Here is a 23,740-nt window from a genome sequence, read left to right on the forward strand (position 1 = left end):
CGATGGTAGTGTGGGGTTTCCCCATGTGAGAGTAGGTCATCGTCAAGATTAAATTCCGAAACCCCATTTGCGAAAGCAGATGGGGTTTTGTTTTGTGCGGTCGAAAAGTGCGAAGAGGCGCCTCGGGGTGGCCTTCAGTGCTAAAGTCCCGCCTTTCTATGCAATGACCCTGCGCATGGCTATCATGCGTGCCTCATTGTGAGGCGATACTTGCATGCTGACGTTGTTAAAACTTCTAAAAGATGGTCGATTCCATTCCGGAGAGGCACTTGGCGCTGCCCTGGGCGTTAGCCGCAGTGCTGTCTGGAAGCAACTCCAGCATCTTGAGGCTGAATTGAATCTGCCTGTCCATAAGGTTCGTGGGAGGGGGTATCAATTAGCTTCGCCACTGGTTTTCTTGAGTTCCGAGCAGATTGCACTACGTGCGTCTTCCCTGGCATGGCCTATCCATATCTACGACACCATTGACTCGACAAATGCCGAGGCTCTGCGCCTTGTTGAGGTTGAGTGTACGACGCCGTACATGGTGCTTGCGGAGCAGCAAACGGCTGGAAGGGGGCGGCGTGGTCGAAAGTGGGTCAGTCCATTCGCTCAGAATGTGTATTACAGCCTCTTATTGCGTATTGAGGATGGTCCGCGACAGCTGGAAGGCCTGAGCCTTGTGGTTGGCTTGGCGGTCATGCAGGCGCTGCGTGAGTCTGGAGTCCAGGGGGCGGCCTTGAAGTGGCCAAACGACGTCTTGGTGGGGCAGAAGAAGATTGCCGGGATTTTGCTGGAACTCGTAGGGAATCCCGCGGATATCTGCCACGTTGTCCTTGGCATCGGTATTAACGTGAATATGCAGAAGGCTGATGAGGTTGATCAGCAATGGACATCAGTGCAGTTGGAGACGGGGTCTCCTGTTGATCGCAACTCTTTGGTGGCGTGCCTGTGCTTGCAGTTGCAAAGCTACTTGGGGCGGCACAGGGCACTAGGTTTTGCGTCGCTTAAGGATGAGTGGGAGAAAGGTCACGCCTGGCAGGGAAAGGCGGTATCACTCATCGCTGGGGCCAACCGTGTTGATGGGGTGGTGCTGGGTATCGACGGTCAGGGTGCATTGCGTTTAAGTGTCGGTGGTGTTGAGAAAATATACAGTGGTGGTGAGTTAAGCCTGAGGTTGCGTGATGATTCTTGAACTCGACTGTGGGAATAGCTTTATCAAGTGGCGTGTACTTAATTCGGATCGGGCGATCGCATCTGCAGAGGGTGTCGCTAGTTCGGATGTTGCATTGATTGAAAGTCTGTCAGTGCTGTCTGGTGTCTCATTGACGCGTTGCCGGTTGGTGAGTGTTCGTGCTCTGGACGAAACAAACAATCTGGTTGAGGCGCTGGTGGCGGCTTTTGGTGTTGCTGTTTCCTGCGCTGTTTCTGCGCGAGAAATGGCTGGGGTGCGCAACGGCTACGAAGATTTCGAGCGTCTCGGCCTTGATCGCTGGTTGGCAATGCTGGGCGGTTTCAAGTTGGCGTCGGGGGCATGCCTGGTGCTCGATTTTGGTACGGCTGCGACTGCAGATTTTATTGCTGGAGACGGTGAGCATTTAGGTGGTTTCATCTGTCCTGGTATGCCTCTCATGCGTAATCAGTTGCGTACACATACACGTAAGATACGTTACGACGATGCTGCTGCCGAAAGAGCCTTGGGGTGCCTGTCACCAGGGCGTACGACCGTAGAGGCTGTAGAGCGTGGCTGTACGTTGATGCTCAGAGGGTTTGTACTGACGCAGCTTGAGCTGGCCCGAAGTTATTGGGGTGATAACTTTACTGTATTCCTGACAGGTGGCGATGCTGATTTGGTGAGGGATGCCGTGCCTCAGGCTCGACTCGTGCCTGATTTGATTTTCGTAGGTCTGGCGATGGCGTGCCCTTTATCTTGAGGTGTTTATGCGTTGGCTGTTTTTGCTTTTATTGATCCTCAACGCCTTCTACTACATATGGCATCAGCAAGAAGCGCCGTTGCGCGCTAAAGATGTTACCCCTTTGAGTCTCTATCGGAATACTCAGCAGGATATTCGTCTGCTGAGTGAGTCCTCCGATGCTGTGGTCCGCAGGGATCGAGCTAAGGCATCTGATGCGCAAAGTACTTGCTTGTACATTGGTGGCTTTGCCGACCAGCGACAGGCGCAATTCGTTGAGCAGCGTCTCACTAGCCTGGATATAAAGGTTAAGGTTCAGTTGCTGAGCACTCCTGATGCGCAGGGTTACTGGCTCCGGGTTGCCCCAGAAAGCCGACGTCTGGCTGATGATCTGCCCTTTGAAAACCTTGCTAAGGAATTCAATGAGTTAAAACATAAAATAATGCTGTGCGAAGGCATTGCAACTCTCGAATAGTTTGCATAGAATGGCGCCCGCTTCGCAGTGAAGACCTTTAAAGTGTACGGTGCGAAGCTAAGGTCAATGCAGCTAACCTCATATTTTTAATGAGAAAATGCTTGACAGAAGGCTGGCATGATGTAGAATGCCGGCTCGCTTAGGAGGGGTTCCCGAGCGGCCAAAGGGATCAGACTGTAAATCTGACGTCTACGACTTCGAAGGTTCGAATCCTTCCCCCTCCACCATTTTAGCGTGAGCTGCAAGCTCCGCGGGTATAGTTTAGTGGTAGAACCTCAGCCTTCCAAGCTGATGATGCGGGTTCGATTCCCGCTACCCGCTCCAAGTTTGCAGGTTGTGCATAGTGTTTCGCTCTTGTAGCTCAGTTGGTAGAGCACACCCTTGGTAAGGGTGAGGTCAGCGGTTCAAATCCGCTCAAGAGCTCCATATAACAAGGCAGATATGAAAATATCTGCCTTTGTTTTAACGGTTGACTCGGCTTGATGGTGTTTCAGATCGCTTGTGGTTGAGTGATTTCAAGTCTCTGGGGGTTGGCTGTTGTAAAGTCTTTTTCAGGTCTGCATAATGGTCGGCCTGATTTTGTTTTAGGTCAGTAGCTCAATTGGCAGAGCGACGGTCTCCAAAACCGTAGGTTGGGGGTTCGATTCCCTCCTGACCTGCCAGATTCACGTGGTGTATCTGGCTTTCTTTTCACAGGATCTTCATAGATGACTCCTAAGGCTGAAGCTCAAAGCTCTCGTTTCGATCTGTTCAAGTGGCTCGCTGTAGTCGCTTTGGTGGTCGTAGGCGTTGTTGGCAATCAGTACTACTCTGCTTCGCCGATCCTGTACCGCGTTCTCGTTTTGCTGGCCCTTGCTGCTGTAGCTACCTTTGTAGGTCTGCAGACTGCCAAAGGCAAGTCTTTCGCGGTCCTGGTGAAGGAAGCTCGCACCGAAATTCGTAAAGTCGTTTGGCCGACTCGCCAAGAAACCACGCAGACCACATTGATTGTCGTGGCTGTTGTTCTGGTTATGGCGTTGCTGTTGTGGGGGCTCGATTCCCTGCTCGGCTGGCTTGTTTCCTTGATTGTTGGCTAAGGGTGTCCCGTGGCTAAGCGTTGGTACGTTGTGCATGCTTACTCGGGTTACGAGAAGCATGTTATGCGCTCTTTGCTGGAGCGCGTAAAGCTGGCAGGCATGGAAGATGGCTTCGGCGAAATTCTGGTTCCCACTGAAGAAGTGGTTGAAATGCGGAATGGTCAGAAGCGCAAGAGTGAACGCAAGTTCTTCCCTGGCTATGTGCTGGTGCAGATGGACATGAACGAAGGTACTTGGCACTTGGTCAAGGATACTCCTCGTGTTATGGGTTTCATCGGTGGTACTGCTGATAAGCCTGCTCCGATCACTGACAAAGAGGCGGAAGCAATTCTGCGTCGTGTCGCCGACGGTAGCGACAAGCCTAAGCCGAAGACGTTGTTCGAGCCGGGTGAGGTTGTTCGTGTCACTGATGGTCCGTTTGCTGATTTCAACGGTACCGTCGAAGAGGTTAACTACGAGAAGAGCCGGATCCAGGTCGCGGTGCTCATTTTCGGTCGCTCTACTCCGGTAGAGTTGGAATTCAGCCAGGTCGAGAAGGTCTAGCTGAGTAAGCATCCCAACCCCGCAGCCTTAGGCTGTGGGGTTTTGTCGTCACTGGGATAAACGCGCAAGTAACCGGGGAGCCTTTCGAGGCGCTTGAACCCGTAATTGGAGTGCCTCATGGCCAAGAAGATTACCGCTTACATCAAGCTGCAAGTGAAGGCCGCTCAGGCCAACCCAAGCCCACCTGTTGGTCCAGCTCTGGGTCAGCACGGCGTGAACATTATGGAGTTCTGCAAGGCCTTCAACGCCCGTACTCAGGGTCTTGAGCCAGGTCTGCCGACTCCAGTGATCATCACTGTATACAGCGACCGTAGCTTCACTTTCGAAACCAAGTCGACCCCGGCTTCGGTTCTGCTGAAGAAAGCTGCTGGTCTGACTAGCGGTTCCGCTCGTCCTAACACCGTTAAGGTTGGCACCGTAACTCGTGCTCAGCTGGAAGAGATCGCGAAAACCAAAAACGCGGATCTGACTGCAGCTGATATGGATGCAGCCGTGCGTACCATCGCCGGTTCTGCTCGTAGCATGGGCCTTAACGTGGAGGGTGTGTAATGGCTAAGCTGACCAAGCGCCAAAAGGCTATCGCCGGCAAAATCGAAGCGGGCAAGTCCTACAGCTTTGTAGACGCTGCTGCTCTGCTGACCGAGCTGTCGACTGTCAAGTTCAGCGAGTCCGTTGACGTTGCTGTAAACCTGGGTGTTGACCCACGTAAATCTGACCAGGTCGTTCGTAGCGCTACTGTGCTGCCACACGGTACTGGTAAGACTGTTCGTGTAGCTGTCTTCACTCAAGGCCCGGCAGCTGAAGCTGCTCTGGCCGCTGGCGCCGACCGCGTTGGTATGGACGACCTGGCTGCCGAAATGAAAGGCGGCGACCTGAACTACGACGTAGTTATTGCTTCCCCGGATGCAATGCGTGTTGTAGGTCAATTGGGTCAGATCCTGGGCCCGCGAGGCCTGATGCCTAACCCTAAAGTCGGCACCGTAACACCCGACGTAGCTACCGCGGTTAAAAACGCCAAGGCTGGTCAGGTTCGTTATCGCACCGACAAAAATGGCATCATTCACACCTCCGTTGGCAAAGTCGGCTTTGACGCCGTCAAGCTGAAGGAAAACGTTGAAGCCCTGATCGCTGATCTGAAGCGTATCAAGCCAGCTTCCTCGAAAGGTATCTACGTCAAGCGCGTTACCCTGAGCACCACTATGGGCCCAGGTCTGGTCATCGACCAAGGCTCGCTGGACGTATAAGACACAGATTGGCGCAAGCAATTGCGCCAATTGGAAAAATTGGGGTCCCTGCCTGGCGGGGGCTATCCAAGACCGTAGGCGGCGCAAGTCTTAAACCACAAGCCTACGCAGATGGTGCTCCCGGTTCCTTACCGAATCAGACACCAAAACGACATCCGGCCTCGGCCAGATGAAACGGTAACAAGCAGGAGTTAAACCCGTGGCAATTAATCTCGAAGACAAGAAGGCCATCGTCGCTGAAGTCAACGAGGCTGCCAAAGCTGCTCTGTCCGCTGTCGTGGCTGATGCCCGTGGTGTGACAGTAGGCGCTATGACCGGACTCCGTAAAGAGGCTCGTGAAGCTGGCGTGTACGTACGTGTTGTACGTAACACCCTGCTCAAGCGCGCTGTTGCTGACACTGAATACAGTGTCCTCAACGACGTGTTCACCGGCCCGACTCTGATTGCTTTCTCCAAGGATCATCCAGGCGCTGCTGCCCGTTTGTTCAAAGAGTTCGCTAAGAGTCAGGATAAGTTCGAGATCAAGGCAGCTGCGTTCGAGGGCAAGTTCCTCGCAGCTAACCAAATCGACGTACTGGCAACACTGCCGACCCGTAACGAAGCCATTTCGCAGCTGATGAGCGTGATTCAAGGCGCTACCAGCAAGCTGGCTCGTACTCTGGCTGCAGTTCGCGAGCAAAAAGAAGCTGCCGCAGCCTAAGGCTGAGCAACTTCTCTCGCGTATTTTTGTTTATTTCGATGGCCGCGTAGGCCGTCCCCCAATTCAGGAAATACAGCAATGTCTATCTCCCAAGACGATATCCTCAACGCCGTAGCTGAAATGTCGGTTCTGCAGGTTGTTGAGCTGATCAAAGCTTTCGAAGAAAAATTCGGCGTTTCCGCTGCCGCTGCTTCCGCTGGCCCAGCTGCTGCTGCTGCCGTTGTTGAAGAGCAAACCGAATTCAACGTCATGCTGCTGGAAGCTGGCGAGAAGAAAGTTAACGTGATCAAGGCAGTACGTGAACTGACCGGTCTGGGCCTGAAAGAAGCCAAGGCTGTAGTTGACGGCGCTCCTGCTATGGTTCTGGAAGCAGTGACCAAAGATGCAGGCGACAAAGCCAAAGCAACTCTGGAAGAAGCAGGCGCTAAAGTCGAGCTGAAGTAAGCATCGACCTTGCGTCTCCAGCCCAAGCGTTAAGCTGAAGGCTGATGGCTGGTGGCTCTTGCCACCGGCCTTTTTCCGTTCTTGGCTGTCGACTCGGTCGCCGCCATTAACGCGCTGTAGCCACCCGATGCGGTGGTGCAAACCATGGGGTTTGCAAGATTTTCTGGCTGCTCCCGTCGGGAGGGCCAAACAAGCAGGTGACCAAGCTGGGGAACGCTGATGGCTTACTCATATACTGAGAAAAAACGTATCCGCAAGGACTTTAGCAAGTTGCCGGACGTCATGGATGTCCCGTACCTTCTGGCTATCCAGCTGGATTCGTATCGTGAATTCTTGCAGGCGGGAGCGACCAAAGATCAGTTCCGCGACGTGGGCCTGCATGCGGCCTTCAAATCCGTTTTCCCGATCATCAGCTACTCCGGCAATGCTGCGCTGGAGTACGTCGGTTATCGCCTGGGCGAACCGGCATTTGATGTCAAAGAATGCGTGTTGCGCGGTGTTACGTACGCCGTACCTTTGCGGGTAAAAGTCCGTCTGATCATTTTCGACAAAGAGTCGTCGAACAAAGCGATCAAGGACATCAAAGAGCAAGAAGTCTACATGGGCGAAATCCCATTGATGACTGAGAACGGTACCTTCGTTATCAACGGTACCGAGCGTGTTATCGTTTCCCAGCTGCACCGTTCCCCGGGCGTGTTCTTCGACCACGATCGCGGCAAGACGCACAGCTCCGGCAAGCTCCTGTACTCCGCGCGGATCATTCCGTACCGCGGTTCGTGGTTGGACTTCGAGTTCGATCCGAAAGACTGCGTGTTCGTGCGTATCGACCGTCGTCGTAAGCTGCCGGCCTCGGTATTGCTGCGCGCGCTCGGCTACACCACTGAGCAAGTCCTGGATGCGTTCTACACCACCAACGTATTCAGCCTGAAGGATGAAACCCTCAGCCTGGAACTGATTGCATCTCGCCTGCGTGGTGAAATTGCCGTCTTGGACATCCAGGATGAAAAGGGCAAGGTCATTGTTGAGGCGGGTCGTCGTATTACTGCGCGCCACATCAACCAGATCGAAAAAGCAGGTATCAAGTCGCTGGACGTGCCTTTGGACTACGTCCTGGGTCGCACGACCGCCAAGGTCATTGTTCACCCGGCTACAGGCGAAATCCTTGCTGAGTGCAACACCGAGCTGAACACCGAGATCCTGGCGAAAATCGCTAAGGCTCAAGTTGTTCGTATCGAGACCCTGTACACCAACGATATCGACTGTGGTCCATTCGTCTCCGACACCCTGAAGATCGACTCCACCAGCAACCAATTGGAAGCGCTGGTAGAAATCTATCGCATGATGCGTCCTGGCGAGCCACCAACCAAAGACGCTGCAGAAACCCTGTTCAACAACCTGTTCTTCAGCCCTGAGCGCTACGACCTGTCTGCGGTCGGTCGGATGAAGTTCAACCGTCGTATCGGTCGCACCGAGATCGAAGGTTCGGGCGTGCTGTGCAAGGAAGACATCGTTGCGGTCCTGAAGACTCTGGTCGACATCCGTAACGGCAAAGGCATCGTCGATGACATCGACCACCTGGGTAACCGTCGTGTTCGCTGCGTAGGCGAAATGGCCGAGAACCAGTTCCGCGTTGGCCTGGTGCGTGTTGAGCGTGCGGTCAAAGAGCGTCTGTCGATGGCTGAAAGCGAAGGCCTGATGCCACAGGACCTGATCAACGCCAAGCCAGTGGCTGCAGCGGTGAAAGAGTTCTTCGGTTCCAGCCAGCTCTCGCAGTTCATGGACCAGAACAACCCGCTCTCAGAGATCACCCACAAGCGCCGTGTTTCCGCACTGGGCCCGGGCGGTCTGACCCGTGAGCGTGCAGGCTTTGAAGTGCGTGACGTACACCCGACGCACTACGGTCGTGTTTGCCCGATCGAAACGCCGGAAGGCCCGAACATCGGTCTGATCAACTCCCTGGCCGCTTATGCGCGCACCAACCAGTACGGCTTCCTCGAGAGCCCGTACCGTGTGGTGAAAGACGCTCTGGTCACCGATGAGATCGTGTTCCTGTCCGCCATCGAAGAAGCTGATCACGTGATCGCTCAGGCTTCGGCCACGATGAACGACAAGAAAGTCCTGATCGACGAGCTGGTAGCTGTTCGTCACCTGAACGAGTTCACCGTCAAGGCGCCGGAAGACGTTACCTTGATGGACGTGTCGCCGAAGCAGGTAGTTTCGGTTGCTGCGTCGCTGATCCCGTTCCTGGAACACGATGACGCCAACCGTGCGTTGATGGGTTCCAACATGCAGCGTCAAGCTGTACCGACCCTGCGTGCTGACAAGCCGCTGGTAGGTACCGGCATGGAGCGTAACGTAGCCCGTGACTCCGGCGTTTGCGTCGTGGCTCGTCGTGGCGGCGTGATCGACTCCGTTGATGCCAGCCGTATCGTGGTTCGTGTTGCTGATGATGAAGTTGAAACGGGTGAAGCCGGTGTCGACATCTACAACCTGACCAAATACACCCGCTCGAACCAGAACACTTGCATCAACCAGCGTCCGCTGGTGCGTAAGGGTGATCGCGTTCAGCGCAGCGACATCATGGCTGACGGTCCGTCCACCGATATGGGTGAACTGGCTTTGGGTCAGAACATGCGCATCGCGTTCATGGCATGGAACGGCTTCAACTTCGAAGACTCCATCTGCCTGTCCGAGCGTGTGGTTCAAGAAGATCGCTTCACCACGATCCACATTCAGGAACTGACCTGTGTGGCACGTGACACCAAGCTTGGGCCAGAGGAAATCACTGCAGACATCCCGAACGTGGGTGAAGCTGCACTGAACAAGCTGGACGAAGCCGGTATCGTTTATGTAGGTGCTGAAGTTGGTGCAGGCGACATTCTGGTTGGTAAGGTCACTCCGAAAGGCGAGACCCAACTCACTCCAGAAGAGAAGCTGTTGCGTGCCATCTTCGGTGAAAAAGCCAGCGACGTTAAAGATACTTCCCTGCGTGTACCTACCGGTACCAAGGGTACTGTCATCGACGTACAGGTCTTCACCCGTGACGGCGTCGAGCGTGATGCTCGTGCACTGTCCATCGAGAAGACCCAGCTCGACGAGATCCGCAAGGACCTGAACGAAGAGTTCCGTATCGTTGAAGGCGCGACCTTCGAACGTCTGCGCTCCGCTCTGGTAGGCCACAAGGCTGAAGGCGGCGCAGGTCTGAAGAAAGGTCAGGACATCACCGACGAAGTCCTCGATGGTCTTGAACATGGTCAGTGGTTCAAACTGCGCATGGCTGAAGATGCTCTGAACGAGCAACTTGAGAAGGCCCAGGCCTACATCGTTGATCGCCGCCGTCTGCTGGACGACAAGTTCGAAGACAAGAAGCGCAAACTGCAGCAGGGCGATGACCTGGCTCCAGGCGTGCTGAAAATCGTCAAGGTTTACCTGGCAATCCGTCGTCGCATCCAACCGGGCGACAAGATGGCCGGTCGTCACGGTAACAAAGGTGTGGTCTCCGTGATCATGCCGGTTGAAGACATGCCGCACGATGCCAATGGCACCCCGGTCGACGTCGTCCTCAACCCGTTGGGCGTACCTTCGCGTATGAACGTTGGTCAGATCCTTGAAACCCACCTGGGCCTCGCGGCTAAAGGTCTGGGCGAGAAGATCAATCGTATGATCGAAGAGCAGCGCAAGGTTGCTGACCTGCGCAAGTTCCTGCACGAGATCTACAACGAGATCGGCGGTCGTAAGGAAGAGCTGGATACCTTCTCCGACCAGGAAATCCTGGATCTGGCGAAGAACCTGCGCGGCGGCGTTCCAATGGCTACCCCGGTGTTCGACGGTGCCAAGGAAAGCGAAATCAAGGCCATGCTGAAACTGGCAGACCTGCCAGAAAGCGGCCAGATGCAGCTGTTCGACGGCCGTACCGGCAACAAGTTCGAGCGCCCGGTTACTGTTGGCTACATGTACATGCTGAAGCTGAACCACTTGGTAGACGACAAGATGCACGCTCGTTCTACCGGTTCGTACAGCCTGGTTACCCAGCAGCCGCTGGGTGGTAAGGCTCAGTTCGGTGGTCAGCGTTTCGGGGAGATGGAGGTCTGGGCACTGGAAGCATACGGTGCTGCTTACACTCTGCAAGAAATGCTCACAGTGAAGTCGGACGATGTGAACGGTCGTACCAAGATGTACAAAAACATCGTGGATGGCGATCACCGTATGGAGCCGGGCATGCCCGAGTCCTTCAACGTGTTGATCAAAGAAATTCGTTCCCTCGGCATCGATATCGATCTGGAAACCGAATAACACGTGACGCGAATCGAGAGCGGGGCTGTTTAGCCCGCTCTCTGCTCCGCCAGGAGGAAAGGCCTTGAAAGACCTACTGAATTTGCTGAAAAACCAGGGTCAAGTCGAAGAGTTCGACGCCATCCGTATTGGATTGGCATCGCCTGAGATGATCCGTTCGTGGTCGTTCGGTGAAGTTAAAAAGCCGGAAACCATCAACTACCGTACGTTCAAACCTGAGCGTGACGGTCTGTTCTGCGCCAAGATCTTTGGCCCGGTAAAGGATTACGAGTGCCTGTGCGGTAAGTACAAGCGCTTGAAGCACCGTGGTGTTATCTGCGAAAAGTGTGGCGTTGAAGTTGCACTCGCCAAGGTTCGTCGTGAGCGCATGGCGCACATCGAGCTGGCTTCGCCGGTTGCCCACATCTGGTTCCTGAAATCGCTGCCGTCCCGTATTGGCTTGCTGATGGACATGACCCTGCGTGATATCGAACGCGTTCTCTACTTCGAGAGCTATGTCGTTATCGACCCAGGCATGACCACCCTTGAAAAAGGTCAGCTGTTGAACGACGAGCAGTACTTCGAGGCGTTGGAAGAGTTCGGTGATGATTTCGATGCCCGCATGGGTGCCGAAGCTGTCCGCGAACTGCTGCACGCTATCGACCTGGAGCACGAGATTGGCCGTCTGCGCGAAGAAATTCCGCAAACCAACTCCGAAACCAAGATCAAGAAGCTGTCCAAGCGTCTGAAGTTGATGGAAGCCTTCCAGGGTTCCGGCAACCTGCCAGAGTGGATGGTGCTGACCGTTCTGCCGGTTCTGCCGCCAGATCTGCGTCCGCTGGTACCGTTGGATGGTGGTCGTTTCGCGACTTCCGACCTCAACGACCTGTACCGCCGTGTGATCAACCGTAACAATCGCTTGAAGCGCCTGCTCGATCTGTCCGCTCCGGACATCATCGTGCGCAACGAAAAGCGTATGTTGCAGGAGGCTGTCGATGCCTTGCTCGACAACGGTCGTCGTGGCCGCGCTATCACCGGTTCCAACAAGCGTCCTCTGAAATCCTTGGCTGACATGATCAAGGGTAAGCAAGGTCGTTTCCGTCAGAACTTGCTCGGTAAGCGTGTTGACTACTCTGGTCGTTCGGTAATTACCGTAGGCCCGACCCTGCGTCTGCACCAGTGCGGTCTGCCTAAGAAGATGGCGCTTGAGCTGTTCAAGCCATTCATCTTCGGCAAGCTGGAAATGCGCGGTCTCGCGACCACCATCAAAGCGGCCAAGAAAATGGTCGAGCGCGAGCTGCCAGAGGTTTGGGACGTTCTCGCTGAAGTGATTCGCGAACACCCGGTTCTCCTCAACCGTGCACCGACCCTTCACCGTCTGGGTATCCAGGCGTTTGAACCGGTACTGATCGAAGGTAAGGCTATCCAGCTGCACCCTCTGGTCTGTGCTGCGTACAACGCCGACTTCGACGGCGACCAAATGGCCGTGCACGTACCGCTGACACTGGAAGCCCAGTTGGAAGCGCGTGCGTTGATGATGTCGACCAACAACATTCTGTCGCCAGCCAACGGTGAGCCAATCATCGTTCCGTCGCAGGACGTTGTATTGGGTCTGTACTACATGACCCGTGAGGCGATCAACGCCAAAGGCGAAGGTCGTGTGTTCGCTGATCTGCAGGAAGTTGACCGTGTGTTCCGTGCCGGCGAAGCCGCACTGCACGCCAAGGTCAAGGTGCGCATCAACGAAACGGTCAACGACCGTGACGGCGGCAGCGTGAGCGGCACTCGTATTGTAGACACCACCGTTGGCCGTGCGCTGTTGTACCAGGTTGTGCCAAAAGGCCTGTCGTACGACGTCGTCAACCTGCCGATGAAGAAAAAGGCGATCTCCAAGCTGATCAACCAATGCTATCGCGTGGTTGGTCTGAAAGAGACCGTGATCTTCGCTGACCAGTTGATGTACACCGGTTTTGCCTATTCGACTATTTCCGGCGTTTCCATTGGCGTTAACGACTTCGTTATCCCTGATGAAAAAGCCCGCATCATTAGTGCTGCTACTGATGAAGTGAAAGAGATCGAAAGCCAGTACGCCTCGGGCCTGGTAACACAGGGCGAGAAGTACAACAAAGTGATCGACCTTTGGTCCAAGGCCAACGATGAAGTATCCAAGGCGATGATGGCCAACCTCTCGAAAGAGAAAGTCATCGACCGTCATGGCGTCGAAGTCGACCAGGAGTCTTTCAACTCGATGTACATGATGGCCGACTCGGGCGCACGGGGTTCTGCTGCGCAGATTCGTCAGCTCGCCGGTATGCGTGGCCTGATGGCCAAGCCGGACGGTTCCATCATTGAAACGCCGATTACTGCGAACTTCCGTGAAGGGTTGAGCGTACTCCAGTACTTCATCTCCACTCACGGTGCTCGTAAAGGTCTGGCGGATACCGCGTTGAAAACCGCTAACTCCGGTTACCTGACTCGTCGTCTGGTGGACGTTGCGCAAGATCTGGTTGTAACCGAGATCGATTGCGGCACCGAGCACGGCTTGCTGATGACTCCGCACATTGAAGGCGGTGACGTTGTAGAGCCACTGGGTGAGCGCGTATTGGGTCGTGTTATTGCCCGTGACGTATTCAAGCCAGGTACCGAGGAAATTATCGTTCCTGCCGGCACACTGGTTGACGAGAAGTGGGTCGAGTTCATCGAGCTCAACAGCATCGACGAAGTGATCGTTCGCTCGCCGATCAGCTGCGAAACCCGCTACGGCATTTGCGCCAAGTGCTACGGCCGTGACTTGGCTCGTGGTCACCAGGTGAACATCGGTGAAGCGGTGGGCGTTATTGCTGCCCAGTCCATCGGTGAGCCGGGTACCCAGCTGACCATGCGTACGTTCCACATTGGTGGTGCGGCAAGCCGGACCTCCGCAGCCGACAGCGTTCAGGTGAAGAATGGCGGTACTGTCCGCCTGCACAACCTGAAGCACGTTGAGCGAGTGGATGGTCACCTGGTGGCTGTGTCCCGTTCCGGTGAGCTGGCAATCGCTGATGACTACGGTCGTGAGCGTGAGCGCTACAAGCTGCCGTACGGTGCTGTGATTTCGGTTAAAGAGGGTGACAAGGTCGACGCTGGCGCAATCGTGGCCAAGTGGGATCCGCACACTCACCCAATCGTTACCGAAATGAAAGGTACCGTGACCTACGTGGGCATGGAAGAAGGCATCACGATCAAGCGTCAGACTGACGAATTGACCGGTATGACCAACATTGAAGTGCTCGACGCGAAAGATCGTCCAGCTGCCGGTAAAGACATCCGTCCTGCCGTGAAGATGGTCGATGACAACGGCAAGGATCTGTTGCTGCCAGGCACTGACGTAATCGCTCAGTACTTCCTGCCAGCCAACGCCCTGGTCGGTGTAGCGGACGGTGCGAAGATCGCGATCGGTGATGTTATCGCGCGTATCCCGCAAGAAACTTCGAAGACCCGTGACATCACCGGTGGTTTGCCGCGTGTTGCCGACTTGTTCGAAGCTCGTCGTCCGAAAGAAGCGTCGATTCTGGCAGAAGTCAGCGGCACCATCGCGTTCGGTAAAGAAACCAAGGGCAAGCGCCGCCTGGTCATTACCCCGAACGACGGTACCGATCCGTACGAAGAGCTGATTCCAAAGTGGCGTCACCTGAACGTGTTCGAAGGCGAACAGGTAAACCGCGGCGAAGTTATCTCCGACGGCCCGAGCGATCCACACGACATCCTGCGTCTGCTGGGTGTGAGTGCGCTGGCCAAGTACATCGTTAACGAGATCCAGGACGTTTACCGCCTGCAAGGCGTGAAGATCAACGATAAGCACATCGAGACCATCCTGCGTCAGATGCTGCGTAAAGTTGAGATCGCTGAATCCGGCGATTCCAGTTTCATCAAGGGCGACCAGATGGAACTGACTCACGTGCTGGTGGAAAACGAGCGTCTGGCTGGCGACGAGAAATTCGTTTCCAAGTTCACTCGCGTATTGCTGGGTATTACCAAGGCGTCGTTGTCCACTGAGTCGTTCATCTCGGCGGCCTCCTTCCAGGAGACCACTCGCGTACTGACCGAAGCAGCGGTAACCGGCAAGCGCGATTACCTGCGCGGCCTGAAAGAGAACGTGGTCGTGGGTCGTCTGATCCCGGCTGGTACCGGTTTGGCTTACCACAGCGAGCGTAAGCGTCGCCGTGATGCTGACAAGCCGTTGCGCGTAAGCGCCAGTGAAGTGGAAGCTGCACTGACCGAAGCGCTGAACTCAAGCGGTAACTGAGTTCTGCGATAAATAAGTCTGGGCCCTGGCAGCCCCATTCGTCGGATCAAGGCAATTTTGCCCGGGTTCGACGAGAGGGGAGGTCGGGGCCTTGCCTTGACTGGGGGCAAGATCCTCTTTAGACTCTTGTACCCCTAAATTTGGCGGGAATTCGTTCCTGCCATTTTGCTTTTCTTGCAAGACAATAGCGTCGCAAGACAACAGTGGAGCTAGTAGATGGCAACTATCAACCAGCTGGTACGTCAGCCGCGTAAGCGTATCGTCGAGAAATCCGACGTGCCTGCGCTGCAGAACTGCCCGCAACGTCGTGGCGTATGCACTCGTGTGTATACCACCACGCCGAAAAAACCTAACTCGGCACTGCGTAAAGTATGCCGTGTGCGCCTGACCAACGGTTTCGAGGTTTCCTCGTACATCGGCGGTGAAGGCCACAACCTGCAAGAGCACAGCGTGGTACTGATCCGCGGCGGTCGTGTAAAAGACTTGCCAGGTGTTCGTTATCACACCGTACGCGGCTCCTTGGATACTTCCGGCGTTAAAGGTCGTAACCAGGGTCGTTCGAAGTACGGTACCAAGAAGCCTAAGTAGTAGCGGCTTTTTGTAAAACTGAATCATCTTATTTTCTGAGTCGATAAGAGTAAGGTCGGAGGCGTCCCGAAAGGGCACCGATTCCGAGCGAACCTGAAGACCGTTTGAGGGCTTATCCATGCCAAGAAGACGCGTAGCAGCCAAGCGCGAAGTGCTTGACGATCCAAAATACGGAAGCCAAATTCTGGCCAAGTTCATGAACCACGTGATGGAAAGCGGCAAGAAAGCCGTTGCCGAGCGTATCGTTTATGGCGCGCTGGAAAAGGTTAAAGAACGCAAGAACAGCGACCCCCTGGAAATCTTCGAGAAAGCTCTCGACGCCATCGCTCCGCTGGTCGAAGTGAAGTCGCGCCGTGTAGGCGGTGCTACTTACCAGGTTCCGGTCGAAGTTCGTCCGTCCCGTCGTAACGCTCTGGCAATGCGCTGGTTGGTAGACTTCGCCCGTAAGCGCGGCGAGAAGTCTATGGCTCTGCGTTTGGCCGGCGAACTGTTGGACGCTGCTGAAGGTAAAGGTGCTGCTGTTAAGAAGCGTGAAGACGTGCACCGTATGGCTGAAGCTAACAAAGCTTTCTCGCACTACCGCTTCTAATCTTAGCTTCACTAATTTTGCGAGGGCTTTATGGCTCGTACTACTCCGATTAGCCGCTACCGTAACATCGGTATCGTTGCTCACGTGGATGCTGGTAAAACCACCACCACTGAGCGCGTACTGTTTTACACCGGCAAAAGTCACAAAATGGGCGAGGTGCATGACGGCGCCGCGACCACAGACTGGATGGTTCAGGAGCAGGAGCGTGGTATTACCATTACTTCTGCTGCTATTACCGCCTTCTGGAAAGGTTCCGAGAAGCAGTACAAAGATGAGCACCGCTTCAACGTTATCGATACCCCAGGCCACGTAGACTTCACTATTGAAGTTGAGCGTTCCCTGCGCGTACTCGACGGCGCTGTCGTTGTGTTCTGCGGTACCTCGGGCGTCGAGCCTCAGTCGGAAACCGTATGGCGTCAAGCCAACAAGTACGGCGTTCCACGTCTTGTTTACGTAAACAAGATGGACCGTGCTGGTGCCAACTTCCTGCGCGTGATCGGTCAGATCAAGCAGCGTCTGGGTCATACTCCGGTGCCAATCCAATTGGCTATCGGTTCCGAAGACAACTTCCAGGGTCAGATCGATCTGGTCAACATGGAAGCGGTCTACTGGAATGACGCTGACAAAGGTATGGTTCCTGTTCGCAAGCCTATCCCTGCAGAGTTGCAGGAACTGGCTGACGAGTGGCGCAACAACATGGTTGAGGCTGCCGCCGAAGCCAGCGAAGAGCTGATGAACAAGTACCTCGAAGGTGAAGAACTCACCAACGCGGAAATCAAGGCCGCTCTGCGTCAGCGTACTATCGCTGGTGAGATCGTCTTGGCTGTTTGCGGTTCTTCCTTCAAGAACAAGGGTGTTCCCCTGGTTCTCGACGCCGTGATCGACTACTTGCCTGCTCCAACCGACATTCCTGCTATCAAGGGTACCAACCCTGATAACGAGGAAGAAGAGATGGAGCGTCATGCCGACGACAGCGAGCCGTTTTCGGCTCTGGCGTTCAAGATCGCTACCGACCCATTCGTGGGTACTCTGACCTTCGTCCGCGTTTACTCGGGCGTGTTGGCCTCCGGCGACGGCGTGATCAACTCGGTCAAAGGCAAGAAAGAGCGTGTGGGTCGTATGGTGCAAATGCACGCAAACGCCCGTGAAGAGATCAAGGAAGTGCGCGCTGGTGACATCGCGGCCTTGATCGGCATGAAGGACGTCACTACTGGTGAGACTTTGTGCGACGCTGCCAAGCCCATCATCCTGGTTCGCATGGACTTCCCGGAGCCGGTTATTTCGGTTGCCGTAGAGCCTAAGACCAAGGATGACCAGGAAAAAATGGGTATCGCTCTGGGCAAGCTTGCTCAGGAAGATCCATCTTTCCGCGTCAAAACTGATGAAGAGACTGGTCAAACGATCATCTCTGGCATGGGCGAGTTGCACCTGGACATCCTGGTTGACCGGATGCGCCGTGAGTTCAACGTCGAAGCCAACATCGGTAAGCCTCAGGTTTCCTATCGTGAGCGCATCACGAAGAACTGTGAAATCGAAGGCAAGTTCGTTCGTCAGTCCGGCGGTCGTGGTCAGTTCGGTCACTGCTGGATCCGTTTTGCCCCTGCTGACGAAGGTCAGGAAGGTCTGCAATTCGTGAACGAAGTAGTAGGTGGTGTTGTTCCTAAGGAATACATCCCTGCTATCCAGAAGGGTATCGAAGAGCAGATGAAGAACGGTGTTGTTGCCGGCTATCCGCTGATCGGCCTGAAAGCAACCGTTTTTGACGGTTCTTACCACGACGTCGACTCCAACGAGATGGCGTTTAAGGTGGCTGCTTCCATGGCAACCAAGCAACTGGCCCAGAAGGGCGGTGGTGAGTTGCTTGAGCCAATCATGGCGGTAGAAGTTGTTACACCTGAAGACTATATGGGTGATGTCATGGGCGACCTTAACCGTCGTCGCGGCATGATCTTGGGTATGGAAGACACGGTTTCCGGCAAAGTGATTCGCGCCGAGGTTCCGTTGGGTGAGATGTTCGGTTATGCGACCGACGTTCGCTCCATGTCCCAGGGTCGCGCAAGCTACTCTATGGAATTCAAAAAATACAACACAGCTCCGGCGCACATCGCTGAAACTGTATCCAAAAAACAAGGCTGATTCAGTCCTTTAGGCAAGGAGTTAATTGTCGTGGCTAAAGAAAAATTTGATCGTTCCCTACCGCACGTCAACGTTGGCACTATCGGTCACGTTGACCACGGTAAAACCACTCTGACCGCAGCTCTGACTCGCGTCTGCTCCGAGGTTTTCGGTTCTGCAGTCGTTGATTTCGATAAAATCGACAGCGCTCCAGAAGAAAAAGCTCGTGGTATCACCATCAACACCGCGCACGTCGAGTACAACTCGAAGATCCGTCACTACGCTCACGTTGACTGCCCAGGTCACGCTGACTATGTGAAGAACATGATCACCGGTGCTGCTCAGATGGACGGCGCGATCCTGGTTTGCTCGGCCGCTGATGGTCCGATGCCACAAACCCGTGAGCACATCCTGCTGTCCCGTCAGGTAGGCGTTCCGTACATCGTGGTTTTCCTGAACAAGGCTGACCTGGTAGACGACGCTGAGCTGCTGGAACTGGTTGAGATGGAAGTGCGCGATCTGCTGAGCACTTACGACTTCCCAGGTGACGACACTCCGATCATCATCGGTTCTGCTCGTATGGCGCTGGAAGGCAAAGACGATAACGAAATGGGCACCACTGCCGTTCGTAAACTGGTTGAAACTCTGGACAGCTACATCCCAGAACCAGTTCGTCTGACCGACAAGCCGTTCCTGATGCCAATCGAAGACGTATTCTCGATCTCCGGTCGTGGTACTGTTGTTACTGGTCGTATCGAGCGCGGTATCGTTCGCGTTCAAGATGCACTGGAAATCGTTGGTCTGCGTGACACCACCAACACCGTCTGCACTGGTGTTGAAATGTTCCGCAAGCTGCTCGACGAAGGTCGTGCTGGCGAGAACTGCGGCGTTCTGCTGCGTGGTACCAAGCGTGACGACGTTGAGCGTGGCCAGGTTCTGGTTAAGCCGGGTTCGGTTAAGCCGCACACCAAGTTCACCGCAGAAGTTTACGTTCTGAGCAAGGAAGAAGGCGGTCGTCACACTCCGTTCTTCAAAGGCTACCGTCCACAGTTCTACTTCCGTACTACTGACGTGACTGGTAACTGCCAGCTGCCAGAAGGCGTTGAAATGGTAATGCCAGGCGATAACATCCAAATGGAAGTTACCCTGATCAAGACCATCGCAATGGAAGACGGTCTGCGCTTCGCTATCCGTGAAGGCGGCCGTACCGTTGGTGCTGGTGTTGTAGCTAAAATCATCGAGTAAGCGTCTCTTTTGAGATAGCTTCGATGCTTTGAAAAGCCCCCGCTCAGCGGGGGCTTTTTTATTGGGTTGACACCTATCTAGGGCGTCTATAGAATTGCGCCTCCTTTTAACGGGCGTATTGCGCTCGCTGGGAATAGCAGCCGGAGTCTGAAATCCAATGCAAAATCAGCAAATCCGTATCAGGTTGAAGGCTTTTGACCATCGCCTGATCGACCAATCCACCCAGGAAATCGTGGAAACCGCGAAACGTACTGGTGCTCAAGTGCGTGGTCCAATTCCACTGCCTACCCGTAAAGAGCGGTTCACCGTTCTGGTCTCCCCGCACGTCAACAAAGACGCGCGTGACCAGTACGAGATCCGTACTCATAAGCGCGTACTGGACATCGTCCAGCCAACGGATAAAACCGTTGATGCACTTATGAAGCTTGATCTGGCGGCCGGTGTGGAAGTACAGATCAGCCTCGGCTAAGACTTGGGTCTTAGTCGTGTAACGCTCTGAAATGGGCGGCCATAGCGGGTGAAAGCCCCGTACACTCATGAGGTTTACAACATGACTATTGGTGTAGTCGGTCGTAAATGCGGTATGACCCGTATTTTCACCGAAGAAGGTGTCTCCATTCCGGTTACGGTCATTGAGATCGAGCCGAATCGCGTCACCCAGTTCAAAACTGAAGAAACCGATGGCTATCGTGCAGTGCAAGTCACTGTCGGCGAGCGTCGTGCTTCGCGTGTGACTGCTGCTCAAGCAGGCCACTTCGCTAAAGCAAACGTTGCAGCTGGTCGTACTGTTATGGAGTTCCGTCTTGAAGAAGGCGACTACCAGGCTGGCGATCTGATCAACGCTGAAATCTTCGCCGCTGGTCAACTGGTTGATGTAACCGGTCAGTCCAAGGGTAAAGGCTTCCAGGGTACGATCAAGCGTTGGAATTTCCGTGGTCAAGACAACACTCACGGTAACTCCGTCTCCCACCGCGTCCCGGGCTCTATTGGCCAGTGCCAGACTCCTGGTCGTGTATTCAAGGGCAAAAAAATGTCCGGTCATATGGGCGCTGAGCGCGTGACCGTGCAGTCCCTCGAAGTAGTGCGCGTCGACGCTGAACGCAATCTGTTGTTGGTCAAGGGTGCTGTTCCTGGCGCTACTGGCGGCAACCTGGTTGTACGTCCAGCGGCCAAGGCTCGCGGTTAAGGGGAAGCTGACATGCAATTAAATGTAAATGACGCTCAAGCGATCGAAGTTTCCGAACTGACATTTGGCGGCGAATTCAACGAGACGCTGGTTCACCAAGCAGTCGTGGCCTACATGGCCGGCGGCCGTCAAGGTAGCAAGCAGCAAAAGACCCGTTCCGACGTTCGTGGTGGCGGTAAGCGCCCGTGGCGTCAGAAAGGTACTGGCCGTGCTCGTGCCGGTACTATCCGTAGCCCAATCTGGCGCGGCGGCGGTACCACTTTTGCAGCTCGTCCGCAGGATCACTCTCAGAAGCTCAACAAGAAGATGTATCGCGCAGCACTGCGCTCCATCCTTGCTGAACTCGTGCGTACTGATCGCCTGGTCGTGGTTCAGGACTTCGCTGTTGAAAGTCCAAAAACCAAAGATCTGCTGGGCAAACTGAACAACATGAGCCTGACCGACGTTTTGATCGTGTCTGAAGCTGTTGATCAGAACCTGTACCTGGCTGCTCGTAACCTGCCACACGTTGATGTACGTGACGTGCAGGGTTCCGATCCAGTTAGTCTGATCGCATACGACAAGGTGTTGATCACCGTGTCGGCCGTGAAGAAATTCGAGGAGCTGCTGGGATGAACCAGGAACGCGTATTTAAAGTTCTGCTTGGCCCGCACGTTTCCGAAAAGGCTACGGTTCTGGCTGACAAGAAAGGCCAGTTCGTTTTCAAGGTTGCAACTGACGCAACCAAGCTGGAAATCAAGAAGGCCGTCGAAAGCCTGTTCAGCGTGAAAGTTGAGCGTGTTACTACCCTGAATGTTCTGGGTAAGAGCAAGCGCACTGCTCGCGGTCTGGGCAAGCGTAATGACTGGAAGAAGGCAGTTATCTCCCTTCAGCCAGGCCAAGATCTCGATTTCAGCAGCAGTGCTGAGTAAGGAAGGGGTGCATCATGGCAATCGTTAAATGCAAACCGACTTCCCCTGGCCGCCGTTTTGTGGTCAAGGTGGTCAACCAGGAGCTGCATAAAGGCGCTCCTCACGCACCGCTGCTCGAGAAGAAATCGAAGACTGGTGGTCGTAACAACAATGGTCGTATTACCACCCGTCACATTGGTGGTGGCCATAAGCAGCATTATCGTCTGGTCGATTTCCGTCGCAACGACAAAGATGGCATCGCTGCCACTGTCGAGCGCATCGAATACGATCCAAACCGTACTGCTCACATCGCTCTGCTGCTGTACGCAGATGGCGAGCGTCGCTACATCATCGCGCCTAAAGGTGTGAGTGCTGGCGACCAGCTGATCGCAGGTGCCTTGGCGCCGATCAAGCCGGGCAACGCTCTGCAGCTGCGTAACATTCCAGTTGGTAGCACCGTACACGGCATCGAATTGAAGCCAGGTAAAGGCGCGCAAATCGCTCGTTCCGCTGGTGCTTCGGCTCAGCTGATCGCTCGTGAAGGTGTCTACGTGACCCTGCGTCTGCGTTCTGGTGAGATGCGTAAAGTGCTGGCTGAATGCCGCGCGACCCTGGGTGAAGTCTCGAACTCCGAGCACAGCCTGCGTTCGCTGGGTAAAGCTGGTGCCAAACGCTGGCGTGGCGTTCGCCCAACCGTTCGTGGTGTTGCCATGAACCCGGTTGACCACCCACACGGTGGTGGTGAAGGTCGTACCTCTGGTGGTCGTCATCCGGTATCGCCATGGGGCTTCCCGACTAAGGGCGCGAAGACTCGTGGTAATAAGCGTACCGACAAAATGATCGTCCGTCGTCGCAAGTAAATAGAGGGATACGACAGTGCCACGTTCTCTGAAAAAAGGTCCTTTTATTGATCTTCACCTACTGAAGAAGATCGAAGTGGCGGCGGAAAAGAACGATCGCAAACCAGTTAAGACCTGGTCGCGTCGTTCGATGATCCTGCCACAAATGGTCGGTCTGACCATCGCTGTACACAACGGTCGTCTGCACGTCCCAGTTCTCGTTAACGAAGACATGGTCGGCCACAAACTAGGCGAGTTTGCCGGTACCCGCACTTATCGTGGGCACGTGGCAGACAAGAAAGCCAAGCGTTAAGGGGTAAGGAAATGGAAGTAGCCGCTAAGTTGTCGGGCGCTCGAATCTCCGCCCAGAAAGCCCGCTTGGTCGCCGACCAGATCCGCGGGAAGAAGGTGGGCGAAGCGCTCAACCTGTTGGCTTTCAGCAGTAAGAAAGCCGCCGAGATCATGAAGAAAGTGCTGGAGTCGGCCGTAGCCAACGCCGAGCATAACGAAGGCGCAGACGTTGATGACCTGAAGGTCAGCACCGTTTTCGTCAACGAAGGGCGTTCGCTGAAGCGCATCATGCCACGTGCCAAAGGCCGTGCTGATCGCATCGTCAAGCGGTCTTGCCATATCACTGTCAAGGTTGCTGACAAGTAACGGAGTCGAAGAGATGGGTCAGAAAGTACATCCCATTGGCATTCGCCTGGGAATCGTCAAGGAGCACACCTCCGTCTGGTACGCAGACGGTCGGACTTATGCGGACTATTTGTTCGCTGATCTGAAGGTGCGTGAGTATCTCCAAGACAAACTAAAAAGCGCGTCCGTAAGCCGTATCGATATCCATCGTCCGGCGCAAACTGCACGTATCACCATCCATACCGCTCGTCCAGGTATCGTTATCGGGAAGAAAGGTGAAGATGTTGAGAAACTGCGTCAGGACCTGACCAAGCAAATGGGTGTGCCTGTGCACATCAATATCGAAGAGATCCGCAAGCCGGAGCTCGACGGTATGCTGGTTGCGCAGAGCGTAGCTCAGCAGCTGGAGCGTCGCGTAATGTTCCGTCGCGCTATGAAGCGCGCCGTACAGAACGCCATGCGCATTGGTGCCAAAGGCATCAAAATCCAAGTGAGCGGTCGTCTCGGCGGTGCTGAAATTGCACGTACTGAATGGTATCGCGAAGGTCGTGTGCCACTGCACACCCTGCGTGCCGACATCGACTATGCCAACTACGAAGCTCACACCACTTACGGTGTGATCGGTGTAAAGGTTTGGATCTTCAAAGGCGAAGTAATTGGTGGTCGCCAAGAAGAACTGAAACCACAAGCACCAGCGCCTCGTAAAAAAGCTGCTAAGTAA

23 protein-coding genes and 4 tRNA genes are annotated in these 23,740 nt (G+C 54.7%); all 27 read left to right on the top strand.

Features of this window, described 5'->3' with window-relative positions; translation table 11 throughout:
• Positions 1 to 214 precede the first annotated feature (214 nt).
• The 27 genes from birA (at position 215) to rpsC (ending at position 23,740) form a co-directional block, all read left to right on the top strand.
• Positions 215 to 1,174 carry a bifunctional biotin--[acetyl-CoA-carboxylase] ligase/biotin operon repressor BirA gene (gene birA / locus FBY10_RS13065; RefSeq protein ID WP_145336812.1) on the top strand — a complete coding sequence of 320 codons (960 nt, stop codon included), beginning with the start codon at positions 215 to 217 and terminating at the stop codon, positions 1,172 to 1,174.
• On the top strand, positions 1,164 to 1,913 hold the full coding sequence (locus tag FBY10_RS13070; protein WP_145336811.1) for a pantothenate kinase: 750 nt from the start codon (positions 1,164 to 1,166) through the stop codon (positions 1,911 to 1,913). Before birA ends, FBY10_RS13070 begins: the two co-directional genes overlap by 11 nt.
• A gap of 7 nt (positions 1,914 to 1,920) precedes the next feature.
• Positions 1,921 to 2,367: a hypothetical protein gene (locus FBY10_RS13075; RefSeq protein WP_131700343.1), complete on the top strand. Its 447-nt coding sequence runs from the start codon at positions 1,921 to 1,923 to the stop codon at positions 2,365 to 2,367.
• A 142-nt stretch (positions 2,368 to 2,509) separates the two neighbouring features.
• Positions 2,510 to 2,594 (top strand) — tRNA-Tyr (locus FBY10_RS13080).
• 23 nt (positions 2,595 to 2,617) lie between these two features.
• Positions 2,618 to 2,691, top strand: a tRNA-Gly gene (locus FBY10_RS13085).
• Between the two features lie 26 nt (positions 2,692 to 2,717).
• Positions 2,718 to 2,793: transfer RNA gene (locus FBY10_RS13090), tRNA-Thr, on the top strand.
• Between the two features lie 160 nt (positions 2,794 to 2,953).
• Positions 2,954 to 3,029 (top strand) — tRNA-Trp (locus tag FBY10_RS13095).
• A 45-nt stretch (positions 3,030 to 3,074) separates the two neighbouring features.
• On the top strand, positions 3,075 to 3,443 hold the full coding sequence (gene secE, locus FBY10_RS13100; RefSeq protein ID WP_145336810.1) for a preprotein translocase subunit SecE: 369 nt from the start codon (positions 3,075 to 3,077) through the stop codon (positions 3,441 to 3,443).
• Positions 3,444 to 3,452: 9 nt separating this feature from the next.
• The gene (nusG, locus tag FBY10_RS13105) at positions 3,453 to 3,986 is read left to right on the top strand and encodes a transcription termination/antitermination protein NusG (RefSeq protein ID WP_003176436.1); all 534 of its coding nucleotides are present in this window, start codon (positions 3,453 to 3,455) and stop codon (positions 3,984 to 3,986) included.
• 117 nt (positions 3,987 to 4,103) lie between these two features.
• Positions 4,104 to 4,535: a 50S ribosomal protein L11 gene (gene rplK / locus FBY10_RS13110; RefSeq protein WP_003176435.1), complete on the top strand. Its 432-nt coding sequence runs from the start codon at positions 4,104 to 4,106 to the stop codon at positions 4,533 to 4,535.
• On the top strand, positions 4,535 to 5,230 hold the full coding sequence (gene rplA, locus FBY10_RS13115) for a 50S ribosomal protein L1 (protein ID WP_028618134.1): 696 nt from the start codon (positions 4,535 to 4,537) through the stop codon (positions 5,228 to 5,230). The genes rplK and rplA overlap by 1 nt, the downstream gene beginning before the upstream one ends.
• Positions 5,231 to 5,429: 199 nt before the next feature.
• Positions 5,430 to 5,930 carry a 50S ribosomal protein L10 gene (gene rplJ / locus FBY10_RS13120; RefSeq protein WP_003176433.1) on the top strand — a complete coding sequence of 167 codons (501 nt, stop codon included), beginning with the start codon at positions 5,430 to 5,432 and terminating at the stop codon, positions 5,928 to 5,930.
• Between the two features lie 78 nt (positions 5,931 to 6,008).
• Complete coding sequence (rplL, locus tag FBY10_RS13125) at positions 6,009 to 6,374, top strand: 50S ribosomal protein L7/L12 (RefSeq protein ID WP_053138313.1); 366 nt, start codon at positions 6,009 to 6,011, stop codon at positions 6,372 to 6,374.
• A gap of 219 nt (positions 6,375 to 6,593) precedes the next feature.
• Complete coding sequence (rpoB, locus tag FBY10_RS13130; protein WP_024077680.1) at positions 6,594 to 10,667, top strand: DNA-directed RNA polymerase subunit beta; 4,074 nt, start codon at positions 6,594 to 6,596, stop codon at positions 10,665 to 10,667.
• A 64-nt stretch (positions 10,668 to 10,731) separates the two neighbouring features.
• Entirely contained in the window at positions 10,732 to 14,931 is a 4,200-nt protein-coding gene (gene rpoC / locus FBY10_RS13135) for a DNA-directed RNA polymerase subunit beta' (protein WP_053138307.1), read from the top strand.
• 216 nt (positions 14,932 to 15,147) lie between these two features.
• The gene (gene rpsL, locus FBY10_RS13140) at positions 15,148 to 15,519 is read left to right on the top strand and encodes a 30S ribosomal protein S12 (RefSeq protein ID WP_002555494.1); all 372 of its coding nucleotides are present in this window, start codon (positions 15,148 to 15,150) and stop codon (positions 15,517 to 15,519) included.
• Between the two features lie 118 nt (positions 15,520 to 15,637).
• Positions 15,638 to 16,108 carry a 30S ribosomal protein S7 gene (gene rpsG / locus FBY10_RS13145; protein ID WP_002555493.1) on the top strand — a complete coding sequence of 157 codons (471 nt, stop codon included), beginning with the start codon at positions 15,638 to 15,640 and terminating at the stop codon, positions 16,106 to 16,108.
• Positions 16,109 to 16,138: 30 nt separating this feature from the next.
• Positions 16,139 to 18,244, top strand: coding sequence for an elongation factor G (gene fusA / locus FBY10_RS13150; RefSeq protein ID WP_145336809.1), 2,106 nt, complete (start codon positions 16,139 to 16,141; stop codon positions 18,242 to 18,244).
• 30 nt (positions 18,245 to 18,274) lie between these two features.
• On the top strand, positions 18,275 to 19,468 hold the full coding sequence (gene tuf / locus FBY10_RS13155) for an elongation factor Tu (RefSeq protein ID WP_027605166.1): 1,194 nt from the start codon (positions 18,275 to 18,277) through the stop codon (positions 19,466 to 19,468).
• Positions 19,469 to 19,625: 157 nt separating this feature from the next.
• A complete protein-coding gene (gene rpsJ, locus FBY10_RS13160; RefSeq protein ID WP_003186070.1) occupies positions 19,626 to 19,937 on the top strand; it encodes a 30S ribosomal protein S10 in 312 nt (103 codons plus the stop codon).
• A gap of 81 nt (positions 19,938 to 20,018) precedes the next feature.
• The gene (gene rplC, locus FBY10_RS13165) at positions 20,019 to 20,654 is read left to right on the top strand and encodes a 50S ribosomal protein L3 (protein WP_007253310.1); all 636 of its coding nucleotides are present in this window, start codon (positions 20,019 to 20,021) and stop codon (positions 20,652 to 20,654) included.
• Positions 20,655 to 20,666: 12 nt separating this feature from the next.
• On the top strand, positions 20,667 to 21,269 hold the full coding sequence (rplD, locus tag FBY10_RS13170) for a 50S ribosomal protein L4 (protein WP_003176424.1): 603 nt from the start codon (positions 20,667 to 20,669) through the stop codon (positions 21,267 to 21,269).
• Positions 21,266 to 21,565 (top strand): 50S ribosomal protein L23, encoded by a 300-nt coding sequence (rplW, locus tag FBY10_RS13175; RefSeq protein WP_002555488.1) that lies wholly within the window; start codon positions 21,266 to 21,268, stop codon positions 21,563 to 21,565. The genes rplD and rplW overlap by 4 nt, the downstream gene beginning before the upstream one ends.
• A gap of 14 nt (positions 21,566 to 21,579) precedes the next feature.
• On the top strand, positions 21,580 to 22,404 hold the full coding sequence (gene rplB / locus FBY10_RS13180; RefSeq protein ID WP_003210080.1) for a 50S ribosomal protein L2: 825 nt from the start codon (positions 21,580 to 21,582) through the stop codon (positions 22,402 to 22,404).
• A 16-nt stretch (positions 22,405 to 22,420) separates the two neighbouring features.
• Entirely contained in the window at positions 22,421 to 22,696 is a 276-nt protein-coding gene (gene rpsS / locus FBY10_RS13185) for a 30S ribosomal protein S19 (protein WP_003232420.1), read from the top strand.
• A gap of 11 nt (positions 22,697 to 22,707) precedes the next feature.
• A complete protein-coding gene (gene rplV, locus FBY10_RS13190) occupies positions 22,708 to 23,040 on the top strand; it encodes a 50S ribosomal protein L22 (protein WP_003103908.1) in 333 nt (110 codons plus the stop codon).
• A 13-nt stretch (positions 23,041 to 23,053) separates the two neighbouring features.
• The gene (rpsC, locus tag FBY10_RS13195; protein WP_003176422.1) at positions 23,054 to 23,740 is read left to right on the top strand and encodes a 30S ribosomal protein S3; all 687 of its coding nucleotides are present in this window, start codon (positions 23,054 to 23,056) and stop codon (positions 23,738 to 23,740) included.

Origin of the sequence: Pseudomonas sp. SJZ103 (assembly GCF_007828335.1) — a bacterium.
GTDB lineage: Bacteria > Pseudomonadota > Gammaproteobacteria > Pseudomonadales > Pseudomonadaceae > Aquipseudomonas.